The sequence below is a fragment of the Kineococcus sp. NBC_00420 genome, from assembly GCF_036021035.1.
Classification (GTDB): domain Bacteria; phylum Actinomycetota; class Actinomycetes; order Actinomycetales; family Kineococcaceae; genus Kineococcus.
Map to the genome: position 1 here is coordinate 1,094,593 of NZ_CP107930.1, position 25,831 is coordinate 1,120,423.

General features: G+C 73.6%; 23 protein-coding genes. 7 read left to right on the top strand and 16 right to left on the bottom strand.

All coding sequences use genetic code 11. The annotated features are described in order from the left end of the window. The first annotated feature begins 20 nt into the window (after window positions 1-20). A complete protein-coding gene (locus OG218_RS05370) occupies window positions 21-1,184 on the top strand; it encodes a PQQ-dependent sugar dehydrogenase (protein ID WP_328292169.1) in 1,164 nt (387 codons plus the stop codon). Window positions 1,185-1,268: 84 nt separating this feature from the next. On the opposite strand, the gene OG218_RS05375 is transcribed toward OG218_RS05370, so the two are convergent. The 6 genes from OG218_RS05375 to OG218_RS05400 form a co-directional block, all read right to left on the bottom strand. Then, the gene (locus tag OG218_RS05375) at window positions 1,269-2,774 is read right to left on the bottom strand and encodes an FtsX-like permease family protein (protein ID WP_328292170.1); all 1,506 of its coding nucleotides are present in this window, start codon (window positions 2,772-2,774) and stop codon (window positions 1,269-1,271) included. Beyond that, entirely contained in the window at window positions 2,771-3,439 is a 669-nt protein-coding gene (locus tag OG218_RS05380) for an ABC transporter ATP-binding protein (RefSeq protein ID WP_328292171.1), read from the bottom strand. Before OG218_RS05380 ends, OG218_RS05375 begins: the two co-directional genes overlap by 4 nt. After that, complete coding sequence (locus OG218_RS05385; RefSeq protein ID WP_328292172.1) at window positions 3,424-3,972, bottom strand: PadR family transcriptional regulator; 549 nt, start codon at window positions 3,970-3,972, stop codon at window positions 3,424-3,426. Before OG218_RS05385 ends, OG218_RS05380 begins: the two co-directional genes overlap by 16 nt. A 40-nt stretch (window positions 3,973-4,012) precedes the next feature. Next, window positions 4,013-4,594, bottom strand: coding sequence for a hypothetical protein (locus OG218_RS05390; protein ID WP_328292173.1), 582 nt, complete (start codon window positions 4,592-4,594; stop codon window positions 4,013-4,015). 150 nt (window positions 4,595-4,744) lie between these two features. Further along, on the bottom strand, window positions 4,745-5,263 hold the full coding sequence (locus tag OG218_RS05395; protein ID WP_328292174.1) for a methyltransferase family protein: 519 nt from the start codon (window positions 5,261-5,263) through the stop codon (window positions 4,745-4,747). An 11-nt stretch (window positions 5,264-5,274) separates the two neighbouring features. Next, window positions 5,275-5,652, bottom strand: a complete 378-nt coding sequence (locus OG218_RS05400; protein ID WP_328292175.1) for a hypothetical protein — start codon at window positions 5,650-5,652, stop codon at window positions 5,275-5,277. 133 nt (window positions 5,653-5,785) lie between these two features. On the opposite strand from OG218_RS05400, the gene OG218_RS05405 reads away from it, so the two are divergent. Then, window positions 5,786-6,388 carry a DedA family protein gene (locus OG218_RS05405; protein WP_328292176.1) on the top strand — a complete coding sequence of 201 codons (603 nt, stop codon included), beginning with the start codon at window positions 5,786-5,788 and terminating at the stop codon, window positions 6,386-6,388. Further along, window positions 6,385-7,299 (top strand): class A beta-lactamase, encoded by a 915-nt coding sequence (gene bla / locus OG218_RS05410; RefSeq protein WP_328292177.1) that lies wholly within the window; start codon window positions 6,385-6,387, stop codon window positions 7,297-7,299. The genes OG218_RS05405 and bla overlap by 4 nt, the downstream gene beginning before the upstream one ends. A 12-nt stretch (window positions 7,300-7,311) precedes the next feature. Here bla and gatB read toward each other — a convergent pair whose 3' ends face one another. From gatB to OG218_RS05435, 5 genes are all read right to left on the bottom strand, one after another. Further along, window positions 7,312-8,829, bottom strand: a complete 1,518-nt coding sequence (gatB, locus tag OG218_RS05415) for an Asp-tRNA(Asn)/Glu-tRNA(Gln) amidotransferase subunit GatB (protein ID WP_328292178.1) — start codon at window positions 8,827-8,829, stop codon at window positions 7,312-7,314. Next, complete coding sequence (gene gatA, locus OG218_RS05420) at window positions 8,826-10,370, bottom strand: Asp-tRNA(Asn)/Glu-tRNA(Gln) amidotransferase subunit GatA (protein WP_328292179.1); 1,545 nt, start codon at window positions 10,368-10,370, stop codon at window positions 8,826-8,828. Before gatA ends, gatB begins: the two co-directional genes overlap by 4 nt. Further along, the gene (gene gatC, locus OG218_RS05425) at window positions 10,367-10,666 is read right to left on the bottom strand and encodes an Asp-tRNA(Asn)/Glu-tRNA(Gln) amidotransferase subunit GatC (RefSeq protein ID WP_328292180.1); all 300 of its coding nucleotides are present in this window, start codon (window positions 10,664-10,666) and stop codon (window positions 10,367-10,369) included. The genes gatA and gatC overlap by 4 nt, the downstream gene beginning before the upstream one ends. A gap of 11 nt (window positions 10,667-10,677) precedes the next feature. Continuing rightward, on the bottom strand, window positions 10,678-12,921 hold the full coding sequence (locus tag OG218_RS05430) for a putative bifunctional diguanylate cyclase/phosphodiesterase (protein WP_328292181.1): 2,244 nt from the start codon (window positions 12,919-12,921) through the stop codon (window positions 10,678-10,680). A 79-nt stretch (window positions 12,922-13,000) separates the two neighbouring features. Beyond that, the gene (locus OG218_RS05435) at window positions 13,001-13,444 is read right to left on the bottom strand and encodes an Lrp/AsnC family transcriptional regulator (protein WP_328292182.1); all 444 of its coding nucleotides are present in this window, start codon (window positions 13,442-13,444) and stop codon (window positions 13,001-13,003) included. 98 nt (window positions 13,445-13,542) lie between these two features. Here OG218_RS05435 and ddaH point away from each other — a divergent pair, with 98 nt between their 5' ends. After that, a complete protein-coding gene (ddaH, locus tag OG218_RS05440) occupies window positions 13,543-14,394 on the top strand; it encodes a dimethylargininase (protein ID WP_328292183.1) in 852 nt (283 codons plus the stop codon). Window positions 14,395-14,529: 135 nt separating this feature from the next. Here ddaH and ligA read toward each other — a convergent pair whose 3' ends face one another. From ligA to OG218_RS05455, 3 genes are read right to left on the bottom strand one after another with little or no spacing between them, the layout of a single operon-like run. Beyond that, a complete protein-coding gene (ligA, locus tag OG218_RS05445; protein ID WP_380161497.1) occupies window positions 14,530-16,647 on the bottom strand; it encodes an NAD-dependent DNA ligase LigA in 2,118 nt (705 codons plus the stop codon). A gap of 50 nt (window positions 16,648-16,697) precedes the next feature. Further along, on the bottom strand, window positions 16,698-17,237 hold the full coding sequence (locus OG218_RS05450) for a GNAT family N-acetyltransferase (protein WP_328292185.1): 540 nt from the start codon (window positions 17,235-17,237) through the stop codon (window positions 16,698-16,700). Continuing rightward, window positions 17,230-18,252: a methionine synthase gene (locus OG218_RS05455; RefSeq protein WP_328292186.1), complete on the bottom strand. Its 1,023-nt coding sequence runs from the start codon at window positions 18,250-18,252 to the stop codon at window positions 17,230-17,232. Before OG218_RS05455 ends, OG218_RS05450 begins: the two co-directional genes overlap by 8 nt. Window positions 18,253-18,411: 159 nt before the next feature. On the opposite strand from OG218_RS05455, the gene OG218_RS05460 reads away from it, so the two are divergent. The 3 genes from OG218_RS05460 (at window position 18,412) to OG218_RS05470 (ending at window position 23,467) form a co-directional block, all read left to right on the top strand. Continuing rightward, the gene (locus tag OG218_RS05460; protein WP_328292187.1) at window positions 18,412-20,100 is read left to right on the top strand and encodes an alpha/beta hydrolase; all 1,689 of its coding nucleotides are present in this window, start codon (window positions 18,412-18,414) and stop codon (window positions 20,098-20,100) included. A gap of 181 nt (window positions 20,101-20,281) precedes the next feature. Beyond that, window positions 20,282-21,511: a DUF445 domain-containing protein gene (locus OG218_RS05465; protein ID WP_328292188.1), complete on the top strand. Its 1,230-nt coding sequence runs from the start codon at window positions 20,282-20,284 to the stop codon at window positions 21,509-21,511. A 57-nt stretch (window positions 21,512-21,568) separates the two neighbouring features. Then, window positions 21,569-23,467: a putative bifunctional diguanylate cyclase/phosphodiesterase gene (locus OG218_RS05470; RefSeq protein WP_328292189.1), complete on the top strand. Its 1,899-nt coding sequence runs from the start codon at window positions 21,569-21,571 to the stop codon at window positions 23,465-23,467. Window positions 23,468-23,488: 21 nt separating this feature from the next. On the opposite strand, the gene mnmA is transcribed toward OG218_RS05470, so the two are convergent. Both mnmA and OG218_RS05480 read right to left on the bottom strand, forming a co-directional pair. Next, window positions 23,489-24,571: a tRNA 2-thiouridine(34) synthase MnmA gene (gene mnmA, locus OG218_RS05475; RefSeq protein ID WP_328292190.1), complete on the bottom strand. Its 1,083-nt coding sequence runs from the start codon at window positions 24,569-24,571 to the stop codon at window positions 23,489-23,491. Continuing rightward, window positions 24,571-25,815 (bottom strand): cysteine desulfurase family protein, encoded by a 1,245-nt coding sequence (locus OG218_RS05480; protein WP_328292191.1) that lies wholly within the window; start codon window positions 25,813-25,815, stop codon window positions 24,571-24,573. Before OG218_RS05480 ends, mnmA begins: the two co-directional genes overlap by 1 nt. Window positions 25,816-25,831 lie beyond the last annotated feature (16 nt).

Genomic DNA, 25,831 nt, shown 5'->3' on the forward strand with positions numbered 1-25,831 from the left:
ACGCGGGTGACGATGGGCCGGTGCACAGCAGACGCGAAGCCCTCGCCGCCGGGAGCGCTCTGGCGCTGGGCCTGCTGGCCGGCTGCTCCGACGGCAGTGGGACACCGGCTCCTCCCGGCACGCCCACCCCCTCCGACCCGCCCGCCCCCGCGCCGACGTCGAGCACCGCGCCGGCCGACGCGCTGGCGGCGGCGACGGGCGTGCCCGGTCAGCCGAGCGACATCGCGACGGGGTTGGACGTCCCGTGGGGTCTCGCGGTCCTGCCCGACGGCACGGCCCTGGTCACGTTGCGGGACGAGGCCCGGGTCGTCCAGGTCGGCCCGGGGGTGCTGAACTCCCTGGGCACGGAGGAACCGGACGGCAAGGTCCCCGACGTGGTGCCCGACGGCGAGGGCGGACTGCTCGGGATCGCCCTGTCCCCGCAGTTCGCGAGCGACGGGTTCGTCTACCTCTACCAGACCGCCCGCGCGGACAACCGCGTCGTGCGCTACACCCTCACCCAGAACCGGCTGACGCAGGCCACGCCGGTCCTCACCGGGATCCCCAAGAACTCCACCCACAACGGGGGCCGCATCGCCTTCGGACCGGACGGGATGCTCTACGTCGGGACGGGAGACGCCCAGAACCGACCCGCCGCCCAGGACGTGAACGCCCTCGGCGGCAAGATCCTGCGGATCCTGCCCGACGGTTCCGTCCCCGCGGACAACCCCTTCCCGGGTTCGCGCACCTGGTCCTACGGGCACCGCAACCCCCAGGGTTTCGGGTGGGACTCCACCGGGCGGCTCATCGCCTCCGAGTTCGGTCAGGACACCTGGGACGAGCTCAACGTCGTCCGCGGCGGCGGGAACTACGGCTGGCCCGAGGTCGAGGGTCCGGGTGACGGGGGCGGGCGGTTCGTCGCCCCGGTCCAGACCTGGGCGACCGACGACGCCTCCCCCAGCGGGGTCGCGGTGACCCCCGACGCGGTCTACGTCGCGGCGTTGAAGGGGCAGCGGTTGTGGCGCGTGCCGTTGAACCCCGACGGCCCGACCGGGACCCCCGACGCCTACCTCGAGGGAACCCTGGGGCGACTGCGCACCGTCGAGGTCGGGCCGGACGGGTCGCTGTGGATCCTCACGTCCAACACGTTCCGCGGGGAACCCCGCGCGGGCGACGACCGGCTCGTCACGGTCCCGCTGGTCTGACCCGGAACCCGGCCGGGCAACGGAACCCGTTCGCGGCGGCCCGCACCTGGCTGCGCGAGGTCGTCGTCGGGATCCTGCGCGAACTCAGTCCGCCCGCAGTTCCGACGGGTGCAGGCTGAGCCGCAGGACGGGGAACGAAGCCACCGTGGCGAGGGCCGCGGCCGCCAGGACGACGACGACGAGGCCGCCGAGGGACCCCCAGGGGACACCGACCGTGGCGACGACCTCGCGGTAGGTCCCGTCGGCCTGCAGGTCCGACCACGTGACGGAGGTGCCGAACAGCCCGCGCGCCGCCACGATCCCCGCGGCCGTGGCCAGGACGACCGCCGGGACCAGGGCCAGCAGGTTCTCGCCGAGGACCGAACGCGCGATCGTGCCCCGCGGTACGCCGACGGCGTGCAGCCCGGCGAGGACGTGGCGGCGACCGAGGACGCCGTCGACGGTGCCCACGAGCAGACCCGCCGCGGCGATGACCGCCCCGAGGACGAGGGCGAGGTTCACCAGGTCGAAGGTGTCCGCGTAGAACGTCGTGCCGTAGTTCTGGGTCTCGGCCAGGAACTTCGCCCGGATCCCCTGGGTGAAGGCGGCCAGCAGCACGACGAGCAGGAGCGTCGAGTTGGCCCGGCTGGTGTGGCTCGGAGCGGACACCATCCGGCGGGCGGCCAGCAGGAGAGCCGGCCGTGCGGTGCGTCGCGCGATGAACTCCCCGACGAGCGAGGCCAGGGTCGTCGTCCCCATCAGCAGCCCCGCGAGGGTCAACCCGATCGGGACGAGGAACAGGGCGACGGCGAACTCCGACGCGAGCACCCGGTGCGGGACGAACCGCAGCAGGCTGTCGAACGTCACCATCACCACCGTGCCCGCCACGAAGAGGATCGCGGGGACGACCCGACGGGGTTCCGGCGGCTGGGACCGGTCGACCCCGAACGGGGTGACCACGACCCGACGCATGGCGAACGTCGCGAACACCGCTGCCGCCAGGGGGATCGCGAGGACGAACACCAGGAGGACCGGCCACGGCGGGAGGACGTCGGTGGGGAACGGCAGCGCCGCCCCGGTCACCGTCTCGACGCTGGTGCTGTCCCCGTCGACGGTGGTCACGTCGTACGTGGCGGTGATCGGAGCGTCGAGCAGGACGCGGAGCCCGAAGAACAGACCGAGCCCGGCGACGGTCCCGAGCCCGGCCGACAACCCCGTCTCCACCACCGCGACGCGGACGACGTCCCCCGGGGTCGCCCCCTGCAACCGCAGCGCGGCCAGCCGGCGGTCCCGGCCCGGCGCACCGATCCGGGAACACTGCCCCACGAAACCCAGCACGGGCAGGCACAGCAGCACCAGCGCGGTGACGACCCCGACGTGCAGACCCGGCTGGTTCAGGACCTCGGAGGTGTAGGGCCCGTCGCCCGGCCCGCTGACCGCGACGCTCGCCGCCGCGCTCAGGGCCACGGTGGCCACGGCGGAACCCGTTGCGGTGAGGGCGATCCGGGTCCGGTCGGCGCGACCGCCGGAGACCGCCAGCCGGAGCAGGGTGGTGAACCGCGCGCTGCCGTCGGCGTGGAGCAGCGGGACGGTCGTCGTCGTCGCGGTCACCGGCCGGCCTCGATCAACCCGTCGCGCACGACGACCTCGCGGTCGGCGTAGGCCGCGATGCGGGCGTCGTGGGTGACCAGCAGCACCGTCGTCCCCACCTCGCGCACCGCCCGGGTCACCTGGATCATCACCTGTTCCCCTGCGAGGCTGTCGAGGGCACCCGTCGGCTCGTCGGCGAACAGGACGTCGGGACGGGTCACCAGCGAACGCGCCGCGGCGACCCGCTGCGCCTGCCCCCCGGAGAGTTCGCCGGGCCGGCGCCCCGCGAGTTCCGCCACGTCGAAGCGGGCCAGCCAGTCCGTCGCCGTGGCGATCGCCGACCGCCGGCGCACGCCCGACAGCAACAACGGCATCGCCACGTTCTCGGCCGCGGTGAGTTCCGCGACCAGGTGGCCGAACTGGAACAGGACTCCGAACCTGCTGCGCCGCAACCGGGAACGCTTCCCCTCCCCCGCGTCGTCGATCCGTCGCCCCCCGAGGGCGACGGATCCGGCGTCGGGGACCTCGATCCCCGCGAGGCAGTGCAGCAACGTCGACTTCCCCGAACCCGAGGGTCCGGTGATGGCGACGACCTCGCCCTGGCGGGCGGCGAAGTCGACGCCCCGCAGGGCCGGGGTGTTGCGGTAGGACTTCACCAGACCCTGGGCACTCAGGTGTGGTTCCACGACGTGACCTCCTCGGTCAGGACGGGCGTGCGGGCCAGGGCGTTCTCGATCCAGAGCAGGTCGGCGTTGAGGTGTTCCAGGGCGTAGTCGGCGGCCAGAAGTTCCGCCACCGTGACCCCCGGCTCGGTCTTGGCCCGGGTGTAGTCCCGCATCCGCTGAAGGTGCGCTGCTCGCTGGCGGCGCAGGTACTCCTGCGCCGCAGGCTCCCCCGCCGTGAGCAGCGCCACCGTCAGCTTCACCGCCAACGGGTTGGCGACGAACGGACTGGGCGGTTCGACCTCGTCGAGCCACCGCCGGAGTTCCTCCCGGCCGTCACCGGTCAACCCGTAGGCCGTCCGGTCCGGTCCACCGTCCCGTTCCGGTTCCCCCTGGACGACGAGACCGTCGCGGGAGAGCCGGGCCAGCGTGGCGTACACCTGAGCGCTGGCCAGCGGCCGGGCGGCCGGGAACTGCTGGTCGTACCGACGTTTCAGGTCGTACCCGTGGCGTTCCCCGGGTACGAGCAACCCGAGGAGCGCGTGGCCGACCGTCACGTGGGCCACTATGCACCACGTGGCTAGTCGGCGGAAGCGATCACCCGAAAGCCGTGTCGTAGAGGGCCTGCAGTTCCGGGGAGGCCGGACCGCTCAGACCGCAACCGGTCAGCCGGCCGCCGTCGGCGCTGAGCAGGTAGTCGGTCCCCGCCGCCAACGGAGCCGCACCGTCCTCGGACGACGGGTCCCCGGGCTGCTCGACCCGCACCTGCTCGGAGACGGAACCCCGGTACCGGTGGGTGACCTCGAGGGTGACCTCACCCCCCGAGACCGCCACGGCCCGGGCCGCGAACGCGGTGTCCCGGTCGGTGAGCAGGTCAGGGCTCAGGACCGCGCAGGAGGCGGTGGGGTCGGTGACGGCGGCGGTCAGCCGGGTCACGGAGGGGTCACCCCGGCCCACGACCCCGAGGACCACGACGGTGGCCGCCACCACCCCCACCCCCGCGCCGAGGAGGATGCGGGTACGTCCGCGGGGCCGGGCCGCGCGTCGTCGCGGTGTCTCGGTGGTCATCGTGTCCTCCGCCTTCGCTCGGACGTGGTGGGTCGACAGGCGCGTCAGGTCCCGGGCCGGGTCGACCTCCTGGAGCAGTGCGCGCAGTTCGTCGTCGGTCACGGTCTTCACCCCCCTCCATCCCGTTCCTGTCCGGCACGCCCGGGGTTCTTGCCCCCTGGCCCAGTCGGGCCCGCAACCGCGCCTTCGCCGGTGCAGCCGGACCGTCGCGGCGTTGACGCTCACCCCGAGGACCACGGCGATCTCGCGGGGGGCGAGCTCTCACCGTGGGACGCGGCGAGGTCTCCTCGGGATCCACAACGGGACCGTCCGTCGGTACCCGGCGTACTCCGCGCCGAAGCGCTGCGCGAGGAACCTCTCCTCGGAGGGGCGGATCACGAACTGCCACAGCAGCGCCCCGGCGGGCGGTACGAGGTAGTACAGCGGCCGGCCCAGCAGGAGCGCGACGCCGACGGTCTGACCCACCCCGCAGACCGCCATCGGGTTCCGCACCCACCGGTAGGGCCCCTCGACGACGAGCCGCGCGGCGGCGTCGAAGGGAACCGGGGTCCCCTCCCCCCGCGCCATCACGACGGCGCACCGGATCCCGGCGATGCTGGCGGCCACCAGGACGGCGGCGCCGAGCACGCGGCCACCGGGCAGCAGGTGACGCTCGATCCCCAGGAGGAGTTCCACGAACCGCAGGACGACCGGCAGCGCGACGAGGGCGAGGAACCAGACGACCACCATCCAGCCGAACGTCTTGGCGAGGTGACGACGGGGCGAGGCCGGTCGCGACACCCGGTAGAGCCTCACCGGGCCCCTCGCGCTACGGAACGCAGCGCGACCGCGCTGGCGAGGGTGGCCAAGGTCATCGCGACGGCACCGACCGCCCCCTCACCCGCGGCGAGCACGTGGCCGAACGTCAGGACGGTGCTGTACCCCACCGCTCCCGTCGTGATCCCCGCCACCGCGACGGCCGCGGGGTGGCCGCTCACGATCAGCCGCGCAGCGAGGAGGGAGGCGAGTCCGAACGCCACGTCGGGGACGAGGAACGACTGCAGGACCTGACGCTCCCCGAGTTCGAAGACGGCCCGGAACGCCGGCCACACCGCCAGCGCCACCCACCACGCGGGCACCGCGAGACCCTGCAGCGCGAACCAGGCGGCTGCCGGTCGGGGCGGGATCACCCGACCATCATCACCTCCCGCGCGACGTCACGACCGTCCCGGGGAAGACCGCCACCCGCTCGGGCCAGAACACCGGCGGGCGCGGTGTCGACCACCCCGGTCCCGCCCCGCGCGGGCGTGCCAGGCTGAGAGAGTGTTCGACCAGCTCAACGCCTTCGTCACCGCCCACGCGGGGGCCCCGTGGGTGCTCGTGGTCGTGCTGGCGCTGTCGGCGCTCGACGCGTTCCTGCCCCCGCTGCCCAGTGAGTCCGTCGTCATCGGCCTGGCCGCCATCGCGGCCGACACCGGCCACCCGAACCGCGTGGTGCTCTTCGTCTGCGCGATGGTGGGGGCGTTCCTCGGCGACAACCTCACGTACACGATCGGGCGGCACTCCCCGCTGCGCGGCTGGATCGCGGGCCACCGCCGCCTCGAGCACGCCTTCACCCGCGCGGCCCGGGAACTGCAGAAGCGGGGGGCGTTCGCGATCCTCGCCGCCCGCTACGTACCGGTCGGGCGGATCGCCGTGAACCTCACGGCGGGCGCGGTGCAGTTCCCGCGGCGCCGGTTCCTGGGGCTCAGCGCCCTCGCCGCCTGCACGTGGGCCGCGTACTCGATCGCCATCGGTTCGCTGGCCGGGCAGTGGATCGAGTCCACCCCCCTGGTCGGGGCGTTGCTGGGCATCGTCATCGCCCTCGCCCTGGGGTTCTGCGTCGACCTGGTCCTGCAACGCGTCGTGCGTCCCCGCCAGGCATGACCCGGGGGAACCGCCGCCTCGCGCTCGCCGCCGCGGTCACCGTCCTGCTCGCGAGCTGCACGACGCCACCCTCGCCGCCCGTTCCCACCACGCAGCCCAGCACGAAGCCCACCGTCACGAGTTCCCCGTCACCGACGGACCCGGGGTTCGCGGCCCTGGAGCAGGAGTTCGGGGCCAGGCTCGGGATCTTCGCCCTCGACACGGGCACCGGTCGGACGCTGGAGCACCGCGCCGACGAACGGTTCGCCTTCGCGTCCACCTACAAGGCCCTCGCGGCGGCCGCGGTGCTCGACTCCGGCGCCGACCTCGACCGGGTGGTGACGTACTCCGCGGCGGACCTCGTCGCGTACTCGCCCGTCACCGCGGACCACGTCGCGACGGGGATGACCCTGGGCGACCTCGCAGAGGCGGCCATCACGGTCAGCGACAACACGGCAGGGAACCTGCTGCTCGACGAACTCGGCGGGCCGGACGGTTTCGAGCGGGACCTGCGGGCCCTGGGCGACGACGTCACGCAGGCCGACCGCGAGGAGCCGGGGGTCAACGACGTGCGTCCCGGCGACGAGCGGGACACCACCTCACCGCGGGCGTTCGGGCGGGACCTGCAGGCCTACGCGCTGGGCGACGCCCTGGAACCGGACGACCGCACGCAGCTCGCGGAGTGGTTGCAGCGCACCACGACCGGCGACGACCAGATCCGCGCCGGGGTTCCCGCGGGATGGGTCGTGGGCGACAAGACCGGCCACGCGGGCGTGTACGGCAACCAGAACGACGTCGCGGTGCTCTGGCCCGCGGACGGCAGGGCCCCGTGGGTCCTCGTGGTGTTCTCCGACCGACCGGAGCCCGACGCCGCGTCCGACGACGCGCTCATCGCGCGCGCCGCCGGACTCGTCCTCACCGGACTGGGCTGAACCGGGCTGAACTCAGCCGACGCGTTCCAGCACGAGTTCGCGGATCCGGGCGGCGTCCGCCTTGCCCTTCATCTCCTTCATGACCTGGCCGATGAGCGCCCCGGCGGCCTGCGCCTTGCCGCCGCGGATCTTCTCGACGACGTCGGGGTTCGCGGCGACGACCTTGTCCACGGCCGCGTTCAGCGCCCCGTCGTCCTGCACCACGATCAACCCGCGCTGCTCGACGACCTCGGCCACCGACCCCTCACCGGCGAGGACACCCTCGAGGGCCTGACGGGCCAGCCCGTCGGTGAGCTTCCCGTCCTCGAGCAGCTTCGCCAGTTCGGCGACGTCGGCGGGGGTGACGGTCAGGTCGGCGAGGGCGACCCCGTCGACGTTGGCGCGACGGGCCAGTTCCCCGGACCACCACTTGCGGGCCGCGGCGGGCGAGGCGCCCGCGGCGACGGTCTCCTCGACGATGTCGACGGCACCCGCGTTGACGAGGTCGCGGAACTCGAGGTCGGAGAAGCCCCACTCGGCGTGCAGCCGCTTGCGACGCTCCGCCGGCGGCTCCGGCAGGGTCGCCCGCAGTTCCTCCACCCACGCCCGGTCCGGGACGATGGGGACGAGGTCCGGTTCCGGGAAGTACCGGTAGTCCTCGGCGTCGGACTTCTCCCGGCCCGAGGTGGTCACCCCGGTGTCCTCGTGCCAGTGCCGGGTCTCCTGCACGACCTTCGCGCCGGAGCGCAGCACGGCGGCGTGGCGGGAGACCTCGTAGCGCACGGCCCGTTCGATGGACCGCAGCGAGTTGACGTTCTTCGTCTCCGACCGCGTCCCCAGCGGGGAGGTCGGGGTCGGGCGCAGGGACAGGTTGACGTCCGCGCGGACCGACCCCTGTTCCATCTTCGCGTCGGACACGTCGAGGGCCCGCAGCAGGTCGCGCAGCACCGCGACGTAGGCCCGGGCCACGTCGGGGACGCGGTCGCCGGCGCCCTCCAGGGGACGCGTCACGATCTCGATGAGCGGGATCCCGGCGCGGTTGTAGTCGACCAGGGAGTAGTCGGCACCGTGGATGCGGCCGGTGGAACCCCCGACGTGCAGGGACTTCCCGGTGTCCTCCTCCATGTGGGCGCGCTCGATGAGCACCCGGTAGGTGAAGGCGGGTTTCGTCCCGTCCTCGCTCGCCGGGACGTCGACGTCGAGGTACCCGTCGAACGCGATCGGCTCGTCGAACTGCGACGTCTGGAAGTTCTTCGGCATGTCCGGGTAGAAGTAGTTCTTCCGGGCGAACCGGCAGCGCTCCGCGATGGAGCAGTTCAGCGCGAGGCCGATGCGGATCGCCGACTCCAGCGCCTTGGCGTTCAGCACCGGCATCGCCCCGGGCAGCCCGAGGGACGTCGGGTCGACCTGGGTGTTGGGCTCGGCGCCGAACGCCGTGGGCGCCCCGGAGAACATCTTCGTCGCGGTGTTCAGCTCGACGTGCACCTCGAGCCCGAGGACGGGGTCGAACTCCCCGATCGCCTCGTCGTAGTCGACCAGTTCGACGCTCACGCCGAGACCCCCTGCCACGTCGGAACCTTCGCGAGCAACGGCCCGCCCCACTTGTCGTTCAACCGTGCCTCCAGCGCGGCCCCCACCCGGTACAACCGGTCGTCGGCCTGCTGGGGGGCCAGGATCTGCAACCCGACCGGCAGCCCGTCGGACAGGCCGGCCGGGAGCGACATCCCCGGGATCCCGGCGAGGTTCGCCGGGATCGTCGCGACGTCGCCGGCGTACATGGCCAGCGGGTCGTCGAGCTTCTCGCCCAGCCGGTACGCCACCGTGGGCGCGGTCGGCGAGACGAGCACGTCGACGGAACCGAAGGCGGCGTCGAAGTCGCGCTGCACCAGGGTGCGGACCTTCTGCGCGCTGCCGTAGTAGGCGTCGTAGTAGCCGGCGGAGAGGGCGTAGGTGCCGAGGATGATGCGGCGCTTCGCCTCCTCGCCGAACCCCGCGGCGCGGGTGGCGCGCATGACGGCCTCGGCCGTGACGTGCTCGCCCTCGGGCACGACCCGCAGGCCGTAGCGCATCCCGTCGAACTTGGCGAGGTTGCTCGACGCCTCGCTCGGCAGGATCAGGTAGTACGCGGCGAGGGCGTGCACGATGTTCGGCAGGCTGAGCTCGACGACCTCCGCACCCGCGGCGCGCAGTTCGTCGAGGGACTCGTCGAAGCGGGCCTGGACCCCGGCCTCGTAGCCCTCGCCGGAGAGTTCCTTCACGACCCCGATCCGCACGCCGGTGAGGTCGCCGGTGGCGCCGAGCCGGGCCGCGCCGACGACGTCCGGCACCGCGGACGGGATCGACGTGGAGTCGTAGGGGTCGTGGCCGGCGATGACGGCGTGCAGCAGCGCGGTGTCCATGACGGTGCGCGCGCACGGGCCGGCCTGGTCCAGCGAACTGGCCAGCGCGATGAGGCCGTAGCGCGAGACCGCGCCGTAGGTCGGCTTGACGCCGACGGTGCCGGTGAGGGCCGCGGGCTGGCGGATCGAGCCCCCCGTGTCCGACCCGACGGTCAGCGGGGCCTCGAAGGCCGCGAGCGCCGCCGCGGAGCCACCGCCGGATCCACCGGGGATGCGGGTCGGGTCCCAGGGGTTGCGGGTGTCGCCGTAGGCGGAGTGCTCGGTCGTCGAGCCCATCGCGAACTCGTCCATGTTGGTCTTGCCGAGGACGACGAGGCCGGCGGCGTGCAGTTCGCGGACGACGGTGGCGTCGTAGGGCGGGACCCACCCCTCGAGCATGCGGGACCCGGCGGTGGTCGGCAGACCCTTGGTGGTCAGGACGTCCTTGACCCCGACGGGGACCCCGGCCAGGGGGCCGAGGTCGGCGCCGGCGGCGCGGTCGGCGTCGATCTGGCGGGCGCGGGCCAGCGCGCCCTCGTGGTCGACGTGCAGGAACGCGTGGACCCCGCTGTCGTTGACCCCGGAGGTGGGTCCATCGACGGCGTCGATGCGGTCGAGGTGGGCCCGGGTGACCTCCTCGGCGGAGACGACCTTGCTGCGCAGCCCCTCGGCGAGCCGGACGGCGTCCCACTGCACGAGCTCGTTGACGCTCACGCTTCCTCCCCCAGGATCTGCGGCACGCGGAAGCGGCCGTCCTCGCTGGCGGGGGCGCCCGCGAGCGCCTCCTCGGCGGTGATGCCGGGACGGACCACGTCGGGGCGGGTCACGTTGATCAGGGGCACGGGGTGCGAGGTGGCGGGGACGTCGTCGGTCACCACGGACGACACCTGGGCGACGGCATCGAGGACGGCGTCGAGCTGGCCCGCCATGCGGTCCAGCTCCTCGTCGGTCATGTCGATGCGCGCCAGGCGCGCGAGGTGCTCGACCTCGGAACGGGAGATAGCGGACACGATCGGTGAGTCTATGCGGGGAGCGCGTCGGACTCCCGTGAGCGGTCGGCGAGCCAGGTGCGGAACGCGGCGGGGGCCAGGGGGCGGCTGTGCAGGTAGCCCTGGGTCTCGTCGGCGCCGAGGTCGCGCAGCACGCCGAGGGCCTCGAGGTCCTCGACGCCCTCGGCGATGACCCGCAGGCCGAGGCGGTGGGCCAGGGCGACGGTCCCCTCGACGATGGCGGCGGTGCGGGGTTCGGTGGTGATGCGCAGGGTGAAGGCGCGGTCGAGCTTGAGCTCGCTGGCCGGCAGGTCGGTGAGGTAGGCCAGCGAGGAGTAGCCGGTGCCGTAGTCGTCGATGCTGAGCGAGATGCCGCGGGCGACGAGGCTCTCGGTGACCTGCACGGCGAGTTCGGGGTCGTCCATGAGGGTCGTCTCGGTGATCTCGAGGACGAGGCGGGTGGGGTCGAGCCCGGTGCGCCGCAGGACGGCGTCGACGGTGGGCAGCAGGTCGGGCGAGGCGAGCGAGCCGGCGGAGAGGTTGACCGAGACCCGCAGCGGGACGTCGTCGACCTCCCAGTCGGCGACCTCGCGAGCGGCCCGCTCCAGCAGGTGCGCCGTGAGGTCGTCCATGAGGCCGTTCTCCTCGGCCAGGTCGAGGAAGCGGTCGGGGCCGAGGAACCCGCGTGCGGGGTGCTGCCAGCGGACGAGGGCCTCGACGCCCACCACCCGGCCGGTCCGCACCTCGAGCTGGGGCTGGTAGTGCAGGAGGAGTTCCACCTCGGCGCGCGAGGCGTCGTCGAGAGCTGCGGTGAGGTCGGCGATCAGGCTGAGGCGGTCGCGGGCACGGGCCTCGAGCTCGCCGTCGTAGCAGGCGATCCCGCGCTGGCCGGTCTTGGCCAGGACCAGCGCGGCGCCGGCGCGGTGCACGAGGTCGGCCGTCCTGGGGTCCCCGGCGGCGGTGGTGGCCACCCCGATGCTGGCGCTGATGCCGGTGCCCAGGCGCCCGGGGGTGGGCAGCTCGCGCACGACCCGTTCGAGGCGCGCGGCCAGGCGGAGCGCCACGGCCTCGTCGGCGTGCGCGAGCAGGACCGCGAACGTGTCGCCCGCGCTGCGGGCGACGAGCGCCGTCGGCGGGGCGGCGGCGCGGACGGCCTCGGCGAGGGTGACGAGCAGCTGGTCCCCGTCGTGGTGACCGAGGCGTTCGTTGACCAGGCCGAAGTCGTCGACGTCCACCTTGAGCAGGGCTGCGCCCGATCCGCCGTGCGCGAGTTCCTCGACCTGGTCGACGAGGGCCCGTCGGTTCCCGACCCCGGTCAGGTCGTCGGTGCGGGCCTCCACGCGGGCCCGGGCGAGTTCGGAGAGCTGACCGAGGTGACGGGCCAGGCAGATCGCGCTGCCGAGGGCGGCGAGGGAGCCCCAGAGGATCGCCGTCGGGGTGAGGTCGTGCACGCAGGCGAGCGCGACGACGCAGAAGGCCGTGACGAGGACGAGCATCGCGCCGCCCGCGGAGACCTCGGCGTTGACGATCACCCGGGTCGGTGTGCGGGCCCGCAGGACCGCGGCGCCCATGACGAGGACCCCGGTGGCACCCGCGGCCTGGACGGCGGTGAACCCGGCGCCACCTTCGACGGCGACGAAGCCGTCGACGAGGGCGTAGGCCAGCAGGGACCCCCCGAGCGACCAGATGCGCACGTCGCGGGCCAGCCCGGCGGTGCGGGCGACGACGAGGGTGGTCCCGAGCAGGACGAGCAGGATCCCGACGGTGAGCAGCCACACCTGCACCTGCCACCAGGCCCAGTCGCCGAAGTCGGCGGGCAGGTGCGGGAGCAACAGGTTCCCCGCGGCGACGACGACGAGCACGGCGCTGCCCGAGGTGAGCGCCTGCCCCCCGGCCAGGACGTGGCGGACCTGGGAGTTCCAGTGGAACAGCCCGTGCATGATGAGCGGCCCGGCCACGAAGGTGCCGAGACCGAGGGGCATGCCGGTCCAGAACCCGCGACCGTCCAGGACGCCGACGGCGAGGTCGGCGGTGGCGGTCAGGAGGAGCACGACGCCGGCGGCGCTGAAGGCACGCCACGTGGTCGGCGACATGCCCCGGTCGAACCCCGGGTCCCGCCGCCGACGGTGCAGCAACAGCGTTCCGATGAGCATGGCGAGCAGGAGGCAGGCGCTGATCAGCCGACCGTCGAGGTGTCGCGAGGCCCGGTCGGCCAGCAGGCCCGCCCCGCCGACGACCAACGTCGCGAGCAGTGCGTTACCGGGAAGTCGGTTCACAGTCCCACCTATCGGTGCGCCCGGCGGAACCGTCAACCCCGATGATCGTTGTGTGACCCAGGTCACCAACGATCGCGGGTCACCGTCCCCGGTCCACGAGGCGCGAGAGCACGATGACGGAGTCGGTGGCGGAGATGTTCGCCTCGTCCCGGACCCGCTCCAGGGCCTGCTCGAGGTGCTGGACGTCGCGGGCCAGGACGTGGATCAACGCATCGGCGGGGCCGGTGACGGTGTAGGCACCGACGATCTCGGGGATCCCCTGCCAGGCCCGACGCAGCTCCGCCGGGGAGACGGTCCCGTGGCAGCGGACCTCGACGAAGGCCTCGGTGCGCCAGCCGAGGGCCGCCGGGTCGACGACGGCGGTGAAGGAGGCGATGACGCCGTCGGCGACGAGGCGGTCGACGCGGCGCTTCGCGGCCGGGGCGGAGAGGCCGACCCGCGCGCCGAGGTCGTTGAAGGTCGCCCGGCCGTCCCGGGCGAGCAGGACGAGGAGCTCGCGGTCGACGTCGTCGAGGTCGCGCAACGCATCTCCAGTCCTGCCGCGTCACACGCAAGGAACCTGCGCGTCGACGCAGCGGATCGGCCTTGAGCTGCGTCGTGGCGGATCCTAGCGTTGACGTCGTGACCGCATCGTTGACCGAGACCTCCCGCGCCGACCGCGTGGCCCGCCCCCGCCACTTCGTGATGTGCCGCCCGACGCACTTCACGGTCTCCTACGAGATCAACCCGTGGATGGACACCACGCAGGCCGTCGACGCCGACGTGGCGCTGGCCCAGTGGGAGGAGCTCAAGGCGACCCATGAACGGCTCGGCCACATCGTCGACGTCGTCCCCGGCGTCCCCGGACTGCCCGACATGGTCTACGCCGCCAACGGGGCGCTGCTCACCGCCGGGGGCAACGTCGGGGTCCGCTTCACCCACCCCGAACGCGCCGGCGAGGCCGAGGCGTACGCGAGCTGGCTCGAGGAGAACGGCTTCGGTCCGGTGCACCGCCCCGTCGAGACCAACGAGGGCGAGGGCGACCTACTCGTCGTCGGTGACCACCTGCTCGCCGGGTTCGGGTTCCGCACCGCCCTGGCCGCGCACGCGGAACTGGCCCGCGTCCTCGGTCGTGAGGTCACCTCGCTGGAACTCGTCGACCCGCGGTTCTACCACCTCGACACCGCGCTCACCGTCCTCGACGACGACCCCGCACACCCCGACGTCGCCTACTTCCCGGGCGCCTTCTCCCCCGCCGCCCAGGCCGTCCTGCAGCAGCTGTTCCCGGACGCGCTGCTCACCGACGAGGAGACCGCCGCGGTGCTGGGGATGAACGCGGTCAGCGACGGCCTGCACGTCGTGCTCTCCCCCCGCGCGCAGCGCTACGCCGACCTGCTGGCGGAACGCGGCTACCAGCCGGTGCCCGTCGACCTCTCGGAGCTGCTCAAGGGTGGCGGGGGCGCGAAGTGCTGCACCCTCGTCGTGCGGCGCTGAACGTCCGGGCTGATCCGACCGGTTGAATCCGCCGTGGGTGCGCCTGTCGGTGTGCCGAACCGGGCGCCATGACGCCGTCTTCGTCGCACCGACGGTTCACTCCACGTGGTGACACCGGTGGGTGCGACGGGGACGTCACGAGCCCTCGGGCTCGGCCTCCTCGTCGGGTTCCGCGTCCGGCTCGGGCAGGGCCACCGCGTCGGGCCCACCCTCGAGCAGCGTGACGAAACCCTCCTCGTCGAGGACCCGGACCTTCAACTGCTCGGCCTTGTCGGCCTTCGTCCCTGCGGCCTCCCCGACGACGACGTAGTCCGTCTTCTTCGAGACGCCGCTGGAGGCCTTGCCGCCGCGGGACAAGATCGCCTCCTTCGCCTCGTCGCGGGAGAACCCGGTCAGCGAACCGGTGACGACGATCGACAACCCCTCCAGCACCCGCGGGGTCGTCTCGTCGCGCTCGTCCGCCATCCGCACCCCGGCCTCGCGCCACTTGCGGACCACGTCGCGGTGCCAGTCGATGGCCAGCCACTCGACCACCGCGTCCGCGATCGTGGGGCCGACGCCCTCGGCGGAGGCGATCTCCTCGGAGCTCGCCTCCTCGATCGCGGTCATCGACGCGAACCGGTCGGCCAGCGCACGGGCGGCGGTGGGGCCGACGTGGCGGATCGACAACCCGACCAGCACCCGCCACAGCGGTTGCGACCTGCGCTCCTCGAGGTTCTTCAGCAGGCGCTTGCCGTTGGCGGAGATCGCACCCGCCTTCGTCGTGAACAGCGGGACGCGGGTCAGGTCGTCCTCGGTGAGGGTGAAGAGGTCGCCCTCGTCGGTGATGACCCCGGCCTCCAGCAACGCCGTCGCCGCCTTGTCGCCGAGGGCCTCGACGTCGAAGGACCCCCGACCCGCGAGGTGGAAGACGCGTTCGCGCAGCTGCGCCGGGCAGCTGCGGGAGTTGGGGCAGCGGATGTCGACGTCGTCGGCCTTCTGGTGGGCCAGTTCCGTCCCGCACTCGGGGCAGTGCGTCGGCATCACGAACTCGCGTTCGTCACCGGTCCGGGACTCGACGACCGGGCCGAGGACCTCGGGGATGACGTCGCCCGCCTTGCGGACCACCACGGTGTCACCGATGAGGACGCCCTTGCGCCTGACCTCGTCGGCGTTGTGCAGGGTCGCCATGCCGACCGTCGACCCCGCCACCAGGACGGGTTCGAGCACCGCGAACGGGGTGACCCGCCCGGTGCGACCCACGTTGACCTGGATGTCGCGCAGGAGCGTCGTGACCTCCTCGGGCGGGTACTTGTAGGCGATGGCCCACCGCGGTGCGCGCGAGGTGGAACCCAGCCTGCGCTGCAGGGGGACCTGGTCGACCTTGACGACGACCCCGTCGATCTCGTGCTCGACGTCGTGGCGGTGCTCGCCGTAGTACCGGACGTAGTCCGCCACCTCGGGCAGGGTGTCCACGACCCTGACCCGCGGGGACGTCGGCAGCCCCCAGGCGGCGAGCTTCTCGTAGGCCCCGGACTGCGAGTCGTTCTCCATCCCGCGGCGCGCGCCGATGCCGTGCACCAGCATCCGCAGCGGACGCGTCGCGGTCACCCGGGGGTCCTTCTGCCGCAACGACCCCGCGGCGGCGTTGCGCGGGTTCGCGAACGGGGGCTTCCCGGCCTCGACGAGCCCCGCGTTGATGGCCGCGAAACCCTCCAGGTGGAAGAACACCTCGCCGCGGACCTCGAGGAACTCCGGGACGCCCTCCCCGCGGAGGCGGTGCGGGATGTCGTCGATCGTGCGGACGTTGAAGGTCACGTCCTCCCCCGTCCGACCGTCGCCGCGGGTGACGCCCCGGACGAGGCGGCCGTCCTCGTAGACGAGGTCGATGGCGAGGCCGTCGATCTTCGGTTCGCACAGGTAGCGGGCGCCCGCGCCGACCTCCTTCTCCACCCGGGCCGCCCACGAGGAGAGCTCGTCGGTGGAGAAGGCGTTGTCGAGGCTGAGCATCCGCTCGGGGTGGTCGACGGCGGTGAACTCCGTCGAGAAGGTCCCCCCGACGGTCTGGGTGGGCGAGTCGGGGGTCCGCAGCTGCGGGTGCTCGTCCTCGAGCGCGCGCAGCTCCTTCTCCAGCTCGTCGTACTGCCCGTCGCTCAGCGGCGAGGAGTCGCGCACGTAGTAGGAGAAGCGCGCACCCTCGATCCGGGCGACGAGCTCCTCCCAGCGGTGCCTCGCAGCGGGCGGGACCAGACCGTCGTCGTTCACGGGAGCCATCCTGCCGCGCAGGTCCGACACGTGCCCGGGAGCGGGTCAGGGCCGATCGGTCAACGGCGACTGGTTCCCGTCGGCCGCCGCAGGACCACGAACTCCAGGTCGTCGCGGCGGGGCCGGCCGAACCGTTCGTCGCCGTAGGGGAACGGGCGCCGCTCACCGGTCGCGACGAACCCGAGCCGTTCGTACCAGGCGATGAGGTCCCCGCGCTGGGCGATGACGGTCATCTCCAGCGCGGGCGCGCCCCAGCGCCGCACCGCCTCCGCGTCGGCGTGGGCGAGCAGCCGGGCGCCGATGCCCCCGCCCTGGATCGCGGGGTCGACCGCGAAGGTCCCGAAGTAGCCGAGCTCCCCGACCCGTCGCAGTTCGCAGCAGCCGACGGTCCGGCCGTCGCGTTCGGCCAGCAGCAGGGTCGCGTCGGGCGCCGCGAGCACGGCGGCGATCCCCGCCTCGTCGGTCCGGCGACCGTCCAGCAGGTCCGCCTCGGTCGTCCAGCCGGCCCGGCTCGAGTCCCCCCGGTAGGCCGACTCGACGAGGGCCACGACGTCGGCCACGTCGGCGGGTTCCGCCTCGCGGAAGGTCAGGTCAGTCACCGGAGGCCTCCGCCATCGCCCCGGCCGCCTCGCGCAGCCGCGTCAGCAGTCCCCGCACGGCCGCGGGGTCCGTCTGCGACAACCCCTCGGCCGGGGTCACGACGACATCGGCCAACCCGGTCGCGGGCAACCCGATCCGTCGCCACGGCACCCGCACCACGTCGACGAGCGCGGCGACCGCCGGGGCGGTCCCGGTCACGGGCAGGATCCCCGCCCACAGCCGCAGCCCGTCCTCGATCCCCGCCGCGACCGACTCCCAGCCCGCCACGCCGAGGTCGCGGACGTCGAGCGCGATGCCGGCCGCCCCCGCCTCCCGGACCAGCGCCCAGGGCGCGTCCTCGGCCCGCAGCCGGACGACGGGCTCGGCGCCCGCGTCGCGGACGGCGGTGAGGACGTCGCGCAACCCGTCGCGCACGAGCGAGCGGTCCACGGAGCGCAACGTCCCGTACCCGGACTGGGTCGGGACCCGGCCTTCGAGGACGGCGGCGAGGGAGGGTTCCTCGACGTGCACGACGACCTGCGCGCCGGGGACGAGGCGCCGCACGTCGCCGACGTGCACCTTCAACCCCTCGGCCAGTGAGGCGATCACGTCGCGCCGGGCGCCGTGGTCGGAGACGGCGCGCTCGCCGCGGTGCAGCTCGACCGCGGCCAGCAGCGACCACGGCCCCACGACGGCGAGCGCCAGCGGGCCGCTCCAGCCGTCGGCGGCCTCGGCGAGCTCGTCGAGGTCGGCGCGCAGGAACGACGCCGCCCGCCCGGCGTCGCGGCCGGGGGCGTCGACGAAGCGCCACCCCGCGGGTTGCAGGTCCACGTGCAGGTCCACCAGCAGCGACGCCGTGCGTCCCAGCGCGTCCGCCCCGGGCCCCCGGGCCGGCAGCTGCGGCAGGTGCGGGACGTGCGGGGGTTCGCCGAGCTCACCGAAGACGGTCCGCGCGGCCTCGCGCGGGTCCTCCCCCGGCATGGATCCGACGGCGGCGGCCGTTCCTGGTGCGTTCTCTGACACGTCTTCTGGCACGTCGCGACCGTAGCGCGGCGGGGGCGGGTCCCCCGAAGGGAGGATGCGACGATCACCGCTCGCCCGGTGACACCGGGGTTCCGGATGCGGGTGGATGGACGGGCTCACAGCCGACACCTGGGATCCACCGAGGTCCCGGGCGACCCGGGAGGTCCACCCGTGCCCCACCGCCGACCCGCCGTCCTCGCCACGGTGAGCGCCTTCGCGCTCGCCGGGCCCCTGCTGATGGTGGTGCAGCCCGCCGCCGCGCAACCCTCCGTCCCGGGGATCCAGCGCCCCGCCACCGTGGAGGAGGCGCAGCGGGAGTTCGAGGCGCGGACCCCCCAGCGCTACCGGGACCAGGACCTCGCCTGGACCCCGTGCACGCCCGCGCAGATCGGGGTCCTCAACGCCCTCGTCGGGGGTCTGGAGTGCGCGCAGGTGGCCGTCCCGCGCGACTGGAACGCCCCGGAGGAGGGCGACCCGCTGCAGGTGACGATCAGCCGGGTCCCGCACGCGGGTCCCCGCCCGCAGCGGAGCATCATCACCAACCCGGGCGGACCGGGAGGTGCGGGTCTGACGCTGGCCACGCTGGGTTCCTCGATCCCGGCGCTCGCCGCCACCGAGGTCATCGGCCTCGACGTCCGGGGCACCGGGGCGAGTTCGCCCCTCACCTGCGGCGGCGACCTGACCTCGGCCTACGGTGCGCTCCCCGACCCCCACGACCGCTCCCCCGAGGCCCTCGCCCTGACCGCGAAGGTCGTGCAGGCCGCGGCGGACGCCTGCGCGGACGACCCGCTGAAGGACGTGGTGAACACCCGGCAGACGGTGCTCGACGTCGACCTGGTCCGCGACGCGCTCGACCGCGACACCATCGACTGGGTCGGCTACTCCGGCGGGACCTGGCTGGGCACGCAGTTCGCGACGCAGCTCCCGGGCCGGGTCGGGCGCTTCGTGCTCGACTCCACCGTCGACGCGACCGCCGGCTACGAGCAGGTCTTCTCCTACCAGCCGATGGCCTTCCAGCGCCGCTTCGAGCAGGACTACGCCCCCTGGGCCGCGGCCGGGAACTCCTCCTACGGTCTGGGTTCCACCGGCGAGGAGGTCGTGGCGACCTACGACCGGCTGCGCGCGGACCTGGCCGCCCGGCCGCTGGAGATCCCGGGTCTGCCCCTCGACGGCACCGTGCTCGACGCCCTCGTGGCGCAGTCGATGTACGGCAAGTCGAGCTTCGGTCAGCTCTCGTGGTTGCTCTCCGGCGTCCAGCTCCTCCACGACCTGCGGGGTCCCGGTGACGCGCAGGCCCCGGCGGCCCTGAGCTCGAGCGTCGCCGCCCTCGCCCGCGCGTTGGCCCCCGCACCCCCGGCCGCCGAGAGCCAGACGGCGACGTTCGCCGCAACCACCTGCAACGACAGCCCGTGGAACCGCAGCCAGGAGCACTGGAACGCCGTCGGGGACGAGCAGGGCGCGAAGTACCCGCTGCTGGGCTACGGGCAGTCGGCCCAGATCTGCGCGTACTGGGACCGCGCCGACCTGCGCCTGCCGGACGTCGACGGCGCCGACCTGCCGCCGCTGCTCATCGTGCAGTCCCGCCACGACCCGGCCACCGCCTACGAGGGTGCCGTGAAGACGCACGAGGCGCTGGGTTCCTCGATCCTGCTGACCGTCGAGGACGAGGGTGACCACGGCATCTACGGGATGGGCAACGCCTGCGTGGACGACGTCGTCGACGCGTTCCTGACCACCGGGGCGACCCCGGCCGGCGACCTCTCCTGCGAGGGGGTCGGGCTGCCGCCGGTCGCCGGCGGGCCCGGGGAGGACCTGCTGGCGAAGGTGCTGCGCGCGGCCCGCGCCGGCTCCTCGATCTGAGGAACCCCGCCCGGCCCGGGTCCGTCCTCCGACGGACCCGGGTCGAGCCGTCGGCCCGTTGGCGGGAGGCCCTGCGGTGGGCGTTGATGGGGTCGTGACCGCCGGACCGCGCACCCGCGCCGGCGGGCGTGCGGTGTCGACCAGGGGCGGTCCTGGGTGAGGATGAGCCGGTGAGCCCTCGATGACCGACGACGAACGCCGCTCCGCGCTGCGCCGCATGCGCACGATCGCGACGAGCCTGCTCGTGCTGGCCGCGATCGTCTACGCCCTGACCATCGGCGACACCGGGGCGATGGGCTACGTCAACGCCGCCGCCGAGGCCGCGATGGTCGGCGCGGTCGCGGACTGGTTCGCCGTCACCGCCCTGTTCCGGCACCCGCTGAAGCTGCCGATCCCGCACACCGCGCTCATCCCGCGCCGCAAGGAGGCGCTGGGCAAGAGCCTCGAGCAGTTCGTGGCCGAGAACTTCCTCGCGGAGGAGGTCGTGCGCGACAAGGTGGTGCGCGCCGGGATCCCCCGCCGGGTGGGGTCGTGGCTGACCGAGCGCGGCGGCGCGGCCCGCGTCGTCGACGAGGCCTCGACGGTCCTCACCGGGGCGCTGGGGATCCTGCGCGACGAGGAGGTCACCAACGTCCTCGACCAGGTCGTCGTCCGGCGCCTCGGGGCGCAGTCGTGGAGCCCGACGGTGGGCCGGTTGCTGGGCGAGGTCGTCGCCGACGGCACCCACCACCCCGTCGTCGACCTGACGCTGGCCGAGGCGCAGCGCTGGCTGCGGGCCAACGAGGACCGCGTCCGGACGATGGTCACCGGCCGGGCACCGCTGTGGGTCCCGGACTGGCTCAACGACCGGCTCGGCAAACGCGTCTACACCGAGGCCCAGAACTGGGTCGACGAGGTCGTCGCCGACCGCGACAGCGCGGGCCGCAAGGCCATCGACGACCTGCTGGCCCGCTACGCCGACGCGCTGCAGAACGACCCGGAGACCCGGGCCAAGGCGGACGAGTTCCAGCAGCGGCTGCTGAACTCCCCCGGCCTGGCCGACACCGTCGCCGGGTTGTGGTCCAGCGTGCGGGGTTTCCTGCTCGAGGCGCTCGAGGACCCCACGTCCTCGCTGCGGGCCCGCAGCGAGGAGGCCCTGGTCGACCTCGGCCACCGCCTCGTCGAGGACGAGGTGTTCGCCAAGCGGGTCGAGGGGCACGTCTCCGACGCCGCGGGGCACGTCGTGCGCCGCTTCGCCCCGGAACTGGCGACGGTCATCTCCGACACCGTGGCCCGCTGGGACGGTGACGACGCGGCCCAGCGGATCGAGCTGCACGTCGGTCGCGACCTGCAGTTCATCCGCATCAACGGCACGGTCGTGGGCGGTCTGGTCGGGGTCTTCATCCACACGGTCACGGTGCTCGTCAGCTGACTGGGCCGTTCGGGTGGTCCGGATCTCCACCGCGGTACCGCCTGCCGATGCAGGAGGGTGACCTCCGTCTGGGACCTCGTGCGTCGACGGGCCAGTGCTGCCTTCTCGTTGCTGCCGCGCGGGCGGATGCTGCCCGACGAGGTGTGGCACCGCCGCCACCGGGCGATCGTGCGGGTCGCCGGTCTGCAGGCGGTCGCGCTGGTCGTCTTCGGTGCCTTCGCAGGGCAGGGAGTCCTGGTGAGCTTCGCGGGTGGCGCGCTCGTCGCGGCTCCGCTGGTCCTGGCGACCCCGACGTTCTACTCGCGCAAGCTCCGGTCGGCGACCGCCTCGGTCAGCCTGTTCCTCGCCTCCACGGTGCTCGTGCAGTTCTGGCACGGGCAGACCGAGGCGCACTTCCACTTCTTCGTCATGGTGGGCCTCGTCGCCCTCTACCAGGACTGGGTCCCCTTCAGCGTCGGGCTGGCGATCGTCGTCGTCCACCACGGCCTCATCGGCACCCTCTTCCCGGAGGACGTCTACGACCACCACTCCGCGATGACCCACCCCTGGCGGTGGATGGCGATCCACGCCGGGTTCGTCCTGGCGGCCAGCGTCACGCACCTCTCGTCCTGGCGGCTCAACGAGCAGCAGGGGTTGCGCGACCCCCTGACCGGCCTCGCCAACCGCACGATGCTCACCGAGTTCCTCACCCGCGGGCTGTCCCGTCACGACGAGCTCGGGGTGCTCTTCGTCGACCTCGACGACTTCAAGAACGTCAACGACTCCCGGGGCCACGCGGCCGGCGACCAGCTGCTGCTCGCCGTCGCGCAGCGCCTGCGCGCCTCGGTCCGCAGCGCCGACCTCGTCGCCCGCCTCGGCGGGGACGAGTTCGCCGTCGTCATCCACGGCGGATCGGGCCCCGCGCGCCGGGTCGGTGAACGGTTCCTCGCCAGCCTGGCCCAGCCCGTCGACGTCCAGGGACAGCAGATCTACGTCCACGCCAGCCTCGGTACCGCCGACACGGCGACGATGTGCGGCACGGTCAGCGATCTGGACGCCCCCGCGGAACTCCTGCGCAACGCCGACCTGGCGATGTACTGGGCCAAGACCAGCGGCAAGAACCGGCTCGTCGCCTACGCCGAGGGGATGTCGCAGGCCGCGCAGGACAAGGCCTCGTTGCGCGACGACCTCGCGGCCGCGCTGGCCGAGGACCAGTTCGAGGTCTTCTACCAGCCGACGGTGGACTACCGGAAGGGCGGGGAGGAGACCTCCACGAAGGGGTACGAGGCGCTGCTGCGCTGGCAGCACCCGAAGCGCGGCACCGTCCCGCCGCTGGAGTTCGTCCCGCTGGCCGAGGCCAGCGGGGACATCCTCGCCATCGGGGCCTGGGTGCTGCGCACCGCGACGATGCAGGCCGCGACCTGGACGGCCGAACGCGGTCACCCCGTCGGCATCGCCGTCAACCTCTCCGCCGTCCAGCTGGCGTCCGACGAGATCATCGAGACCGTCCGCGCGGCCCTGCGCGAGAGCGGCCTGCGTCCGCACCAGCTCACGCTGGAGGTGACCGAGAGCGTCCTCGTCGACGACCTCGAGGCGGTGTCCGCGCGGTTGGCGCAGCTGCGCGCCACCGGCGTCCTGGTGGCCATCGACGACTTCGGGACCGGCTACTCGAGCCTCTCCTACCTGCGCCGACTACCGGTCGACACGGTCAAGATCGACCGTTCGTTCATCAGCGACCTCGCCCAGGGCGGGTCGGCGACGACGCTGGTCGCGAGCATCATCGAACTCGCCCGCAGCCTGGGCCTCGACGTCGTCGCCGAAGGGGTGGAGACCGAGCAGCAGGCCCAGGTGCTGCGGGACCTGTCCTGCACCTACGCCCAGGGCTACCTCTACGCCCGACCGCAGCCCGCGCACATCGCGGGGCAGGCCCAGGGCGCCCTGTCCGCGGCGCCGGCCCCGCAGGTCGCGTCCGCCTGAGGCGCAGTGGAGACGGGTGGCTCAGGCCGTGGTCGTCCCGGAGATCGTCGCGGAACCGAGCACCTGGGTCCCGCGGTAGACGGCGACCGTCTGCCCCGGCGCGACGCCGGTGAGCTGGGTCCGCAGCCGCACCTGCAGCACTTCGCCGACGAGTTCGGCGACGGCGGGCACGGGTTCGCCGTGGGCACGGACCTGGACGTGGACCTCCACCGGTCCCAGCGGTGCCTCGGTGTTCCAGATCGCGTCGACGGCCTCGAGGGCCTGGACCGCGAGCCGCTCCGCCGGGCCCACGGTGACGGTGCGGCGGACGGGTTCGATGCTCAGCACGTAGCGCGGACGACCGTCGGCGGCGGGCTTGGAGATCCCGAGACCCTTGCGCTGGCCGACGGTGTAGCCGTAGGTGCCGGAGTGGGTCGCGAGCACCTCCCCGGACTCGTCGACGATCTCGCCGGGGACCTCACCGAGGCGGTCGGCGAGGAAACCCCGGGTGTCGCCGTCGGGGATGAAGCAGATGTCGTGGCTGTCGGGCTTGTTCGCCACGGGCAGCCCGCGCCGCGTCGCCTCGGCCCGGACCTCGGCCTTCGTCGGGGCGTCGCCGAGGGGGAACATCGCGTGCGCGACCTGGTCGGCGTCCAGGACGGCGAGCACGTAGGACTGGTCCTTGGCCGCGTCCGCGGCGCGGTGCAGCTGCGCCCGCCCGTCGGCCCCGGTGACGATCTGCGCGTAGTGACCGGTGGCGACGGCGTCGAAGCCCAGGGCGATCCCCTTGTCGAGCAGGGCCGCGAACTTGATCCGCTCGTTGCAGCGCACGCACGGGTTCGGGGTCCGGCCCGCCGCGTACTCGGCGACGAAGTCCTCCACGACGTCCTCGACGAAGTCGTCGGAGAGGTCCCAGACGTAGAACGGGATGCCGAGCAGGTCCGCGGCGCGGCGCGCGTCGAGGGAGTCCTCGATCGTGCAGCAGCCGCGGGAGCCCGTCCGCAGGGTCCCGGGGTTGCGGTTCAGCGCCATGTGCACGCCGACGACCTCGTGCCCGGCGTCGACGGCCCGGGCGGCGGCGACCGCCGAGTCGACCCCACCGCTCATCGCGGCCAGCACACGCATCAGGACACTCCCCCGGTCGATCCCATGGCCAGTTCCTTCGTCGTGCGCGGACGGCGCCGCGCCCGGGCCGTGCGCGACCCCGTCGCCCGCCGGGCCCGTTCGACCGCCGGCCCGATCGCGGCGAGCGCCGCGTCGACGTCGGCGTCGGTGGAGTTCCAGCCCAGCGAGAACCGCAGGGCGCCGGCCGCCTCGGTCGCGCTCAGGCCCATCGCGAGCAGGACGTGGCTGGGTTGCGGGACACCCGCCTGGCAGGCCGACCCGGTCGAGCACTCGACCCCGGCGGCGTCGAGGAGGTAGGTGAGGGAGTCCCCCTCGCAGCCGTCGAAGGTCACGTGGGCGTTGCCCGGCAGCCGGTCGGGAGCGGCGGCTCCCCGCAGGGTGGCGCCGGGGACCTCCAGCAGGCCGGCGACCAGCCGGTCGCGCAGGACCGAGAGCCGGGCGACCTCCGCCGGCAGGCCCGCGGTCGCCGCGGTGAGCGCGGCCGCGGTCGCCCGGGCCCCCGCCGCGTCCAGGGTCCCCGACCGGACGCCGAGCTCCTGCCCGCCGCCGTGGACGAGGGGGACGAGCGTGGTGCCGCGCTTGACCAGCAGCGCCCCGCTGCCGACGGGACCACCGAACTTGTGGGCCGAGAGGGAGAGCAGGTCCGCGCCGGAGGCGGCGAAGTCGAGCGGGAGGTGCCCCACGGCCTGGACGGCGTCGGTGTGCAGCGGGACCCCCGCCGCGTGGGCGAGCTCCGCGGCCTGCGCGACGGGCTGGACGGTGCCGACCTCGTTGTTGGCCCACATCAGCGAGACGAGGGCCACGTCGTCACCCCCGCCGTCGGCGAGGGCGGCGGCCAGGGCGTCGAGGTCGGTGCGCCCGCTCGCGTCGACGGGAAGCCAGGTCACCTCGGCCCCCTCGTGGGCCTGCAGCCACTCGACGCAGTCGAGGACGGCGTGGTGCTCGGTGGCGCTGAGCAGCACCCGCCGCCGGGCCGGGTCGAGGGCGCGACGGGCGCGCAGCAGTCCCTGCAGAGCGAGGTTGTCGCTCTCGGTGCCCCCGGAGGTCCAGACGACCTCCCCCGGGCGGGCGCCGAGCGCGCTCGCCAGCGCCTCGCGGCTCTCCTCCACCGCCACCCGGGCGCGACGGCCCGCGGAGTGCAGCGAGGACGGGTTGCCGGCGCCGACGCGGGACTCGCCGACGAACGCCTCGAGCGCCTCCGGGCGCAGGGCCGTCGTCGAGGCGTGGTCCAGGTACGCGCTCACACCCGACAGTCTAAGG

Coding starts and splice junctions, on each gene's coding strand:
- bla (WP_328292177.1), top strand. CDS start 6,385: ATGACCCGGGGGAACCGCCGCCTCGCGCTCGCCGCCGCGGTCACCGTC.
- ligA (WP_380161497.1), bottom strand. CDS start 16,647: ATGGCTCCCGTGAACGACGACGGTCTGGTCCCGCCCGCTGCGAGGCAC.
- OG218_RS05465 (WP_328292188.1), top strand. CDS start 20,282: ATGACCGACGACGAACGCCGCTCCGCGCTGCGCCGCATGCGCACGATC.
- mnmA (WP_328292190.1), bottom strand. CDS start 24,571: ATGCGTGTGCTGGCCGCGATGAGCGGTGGGGTCGACTCGGCGGTCGCC.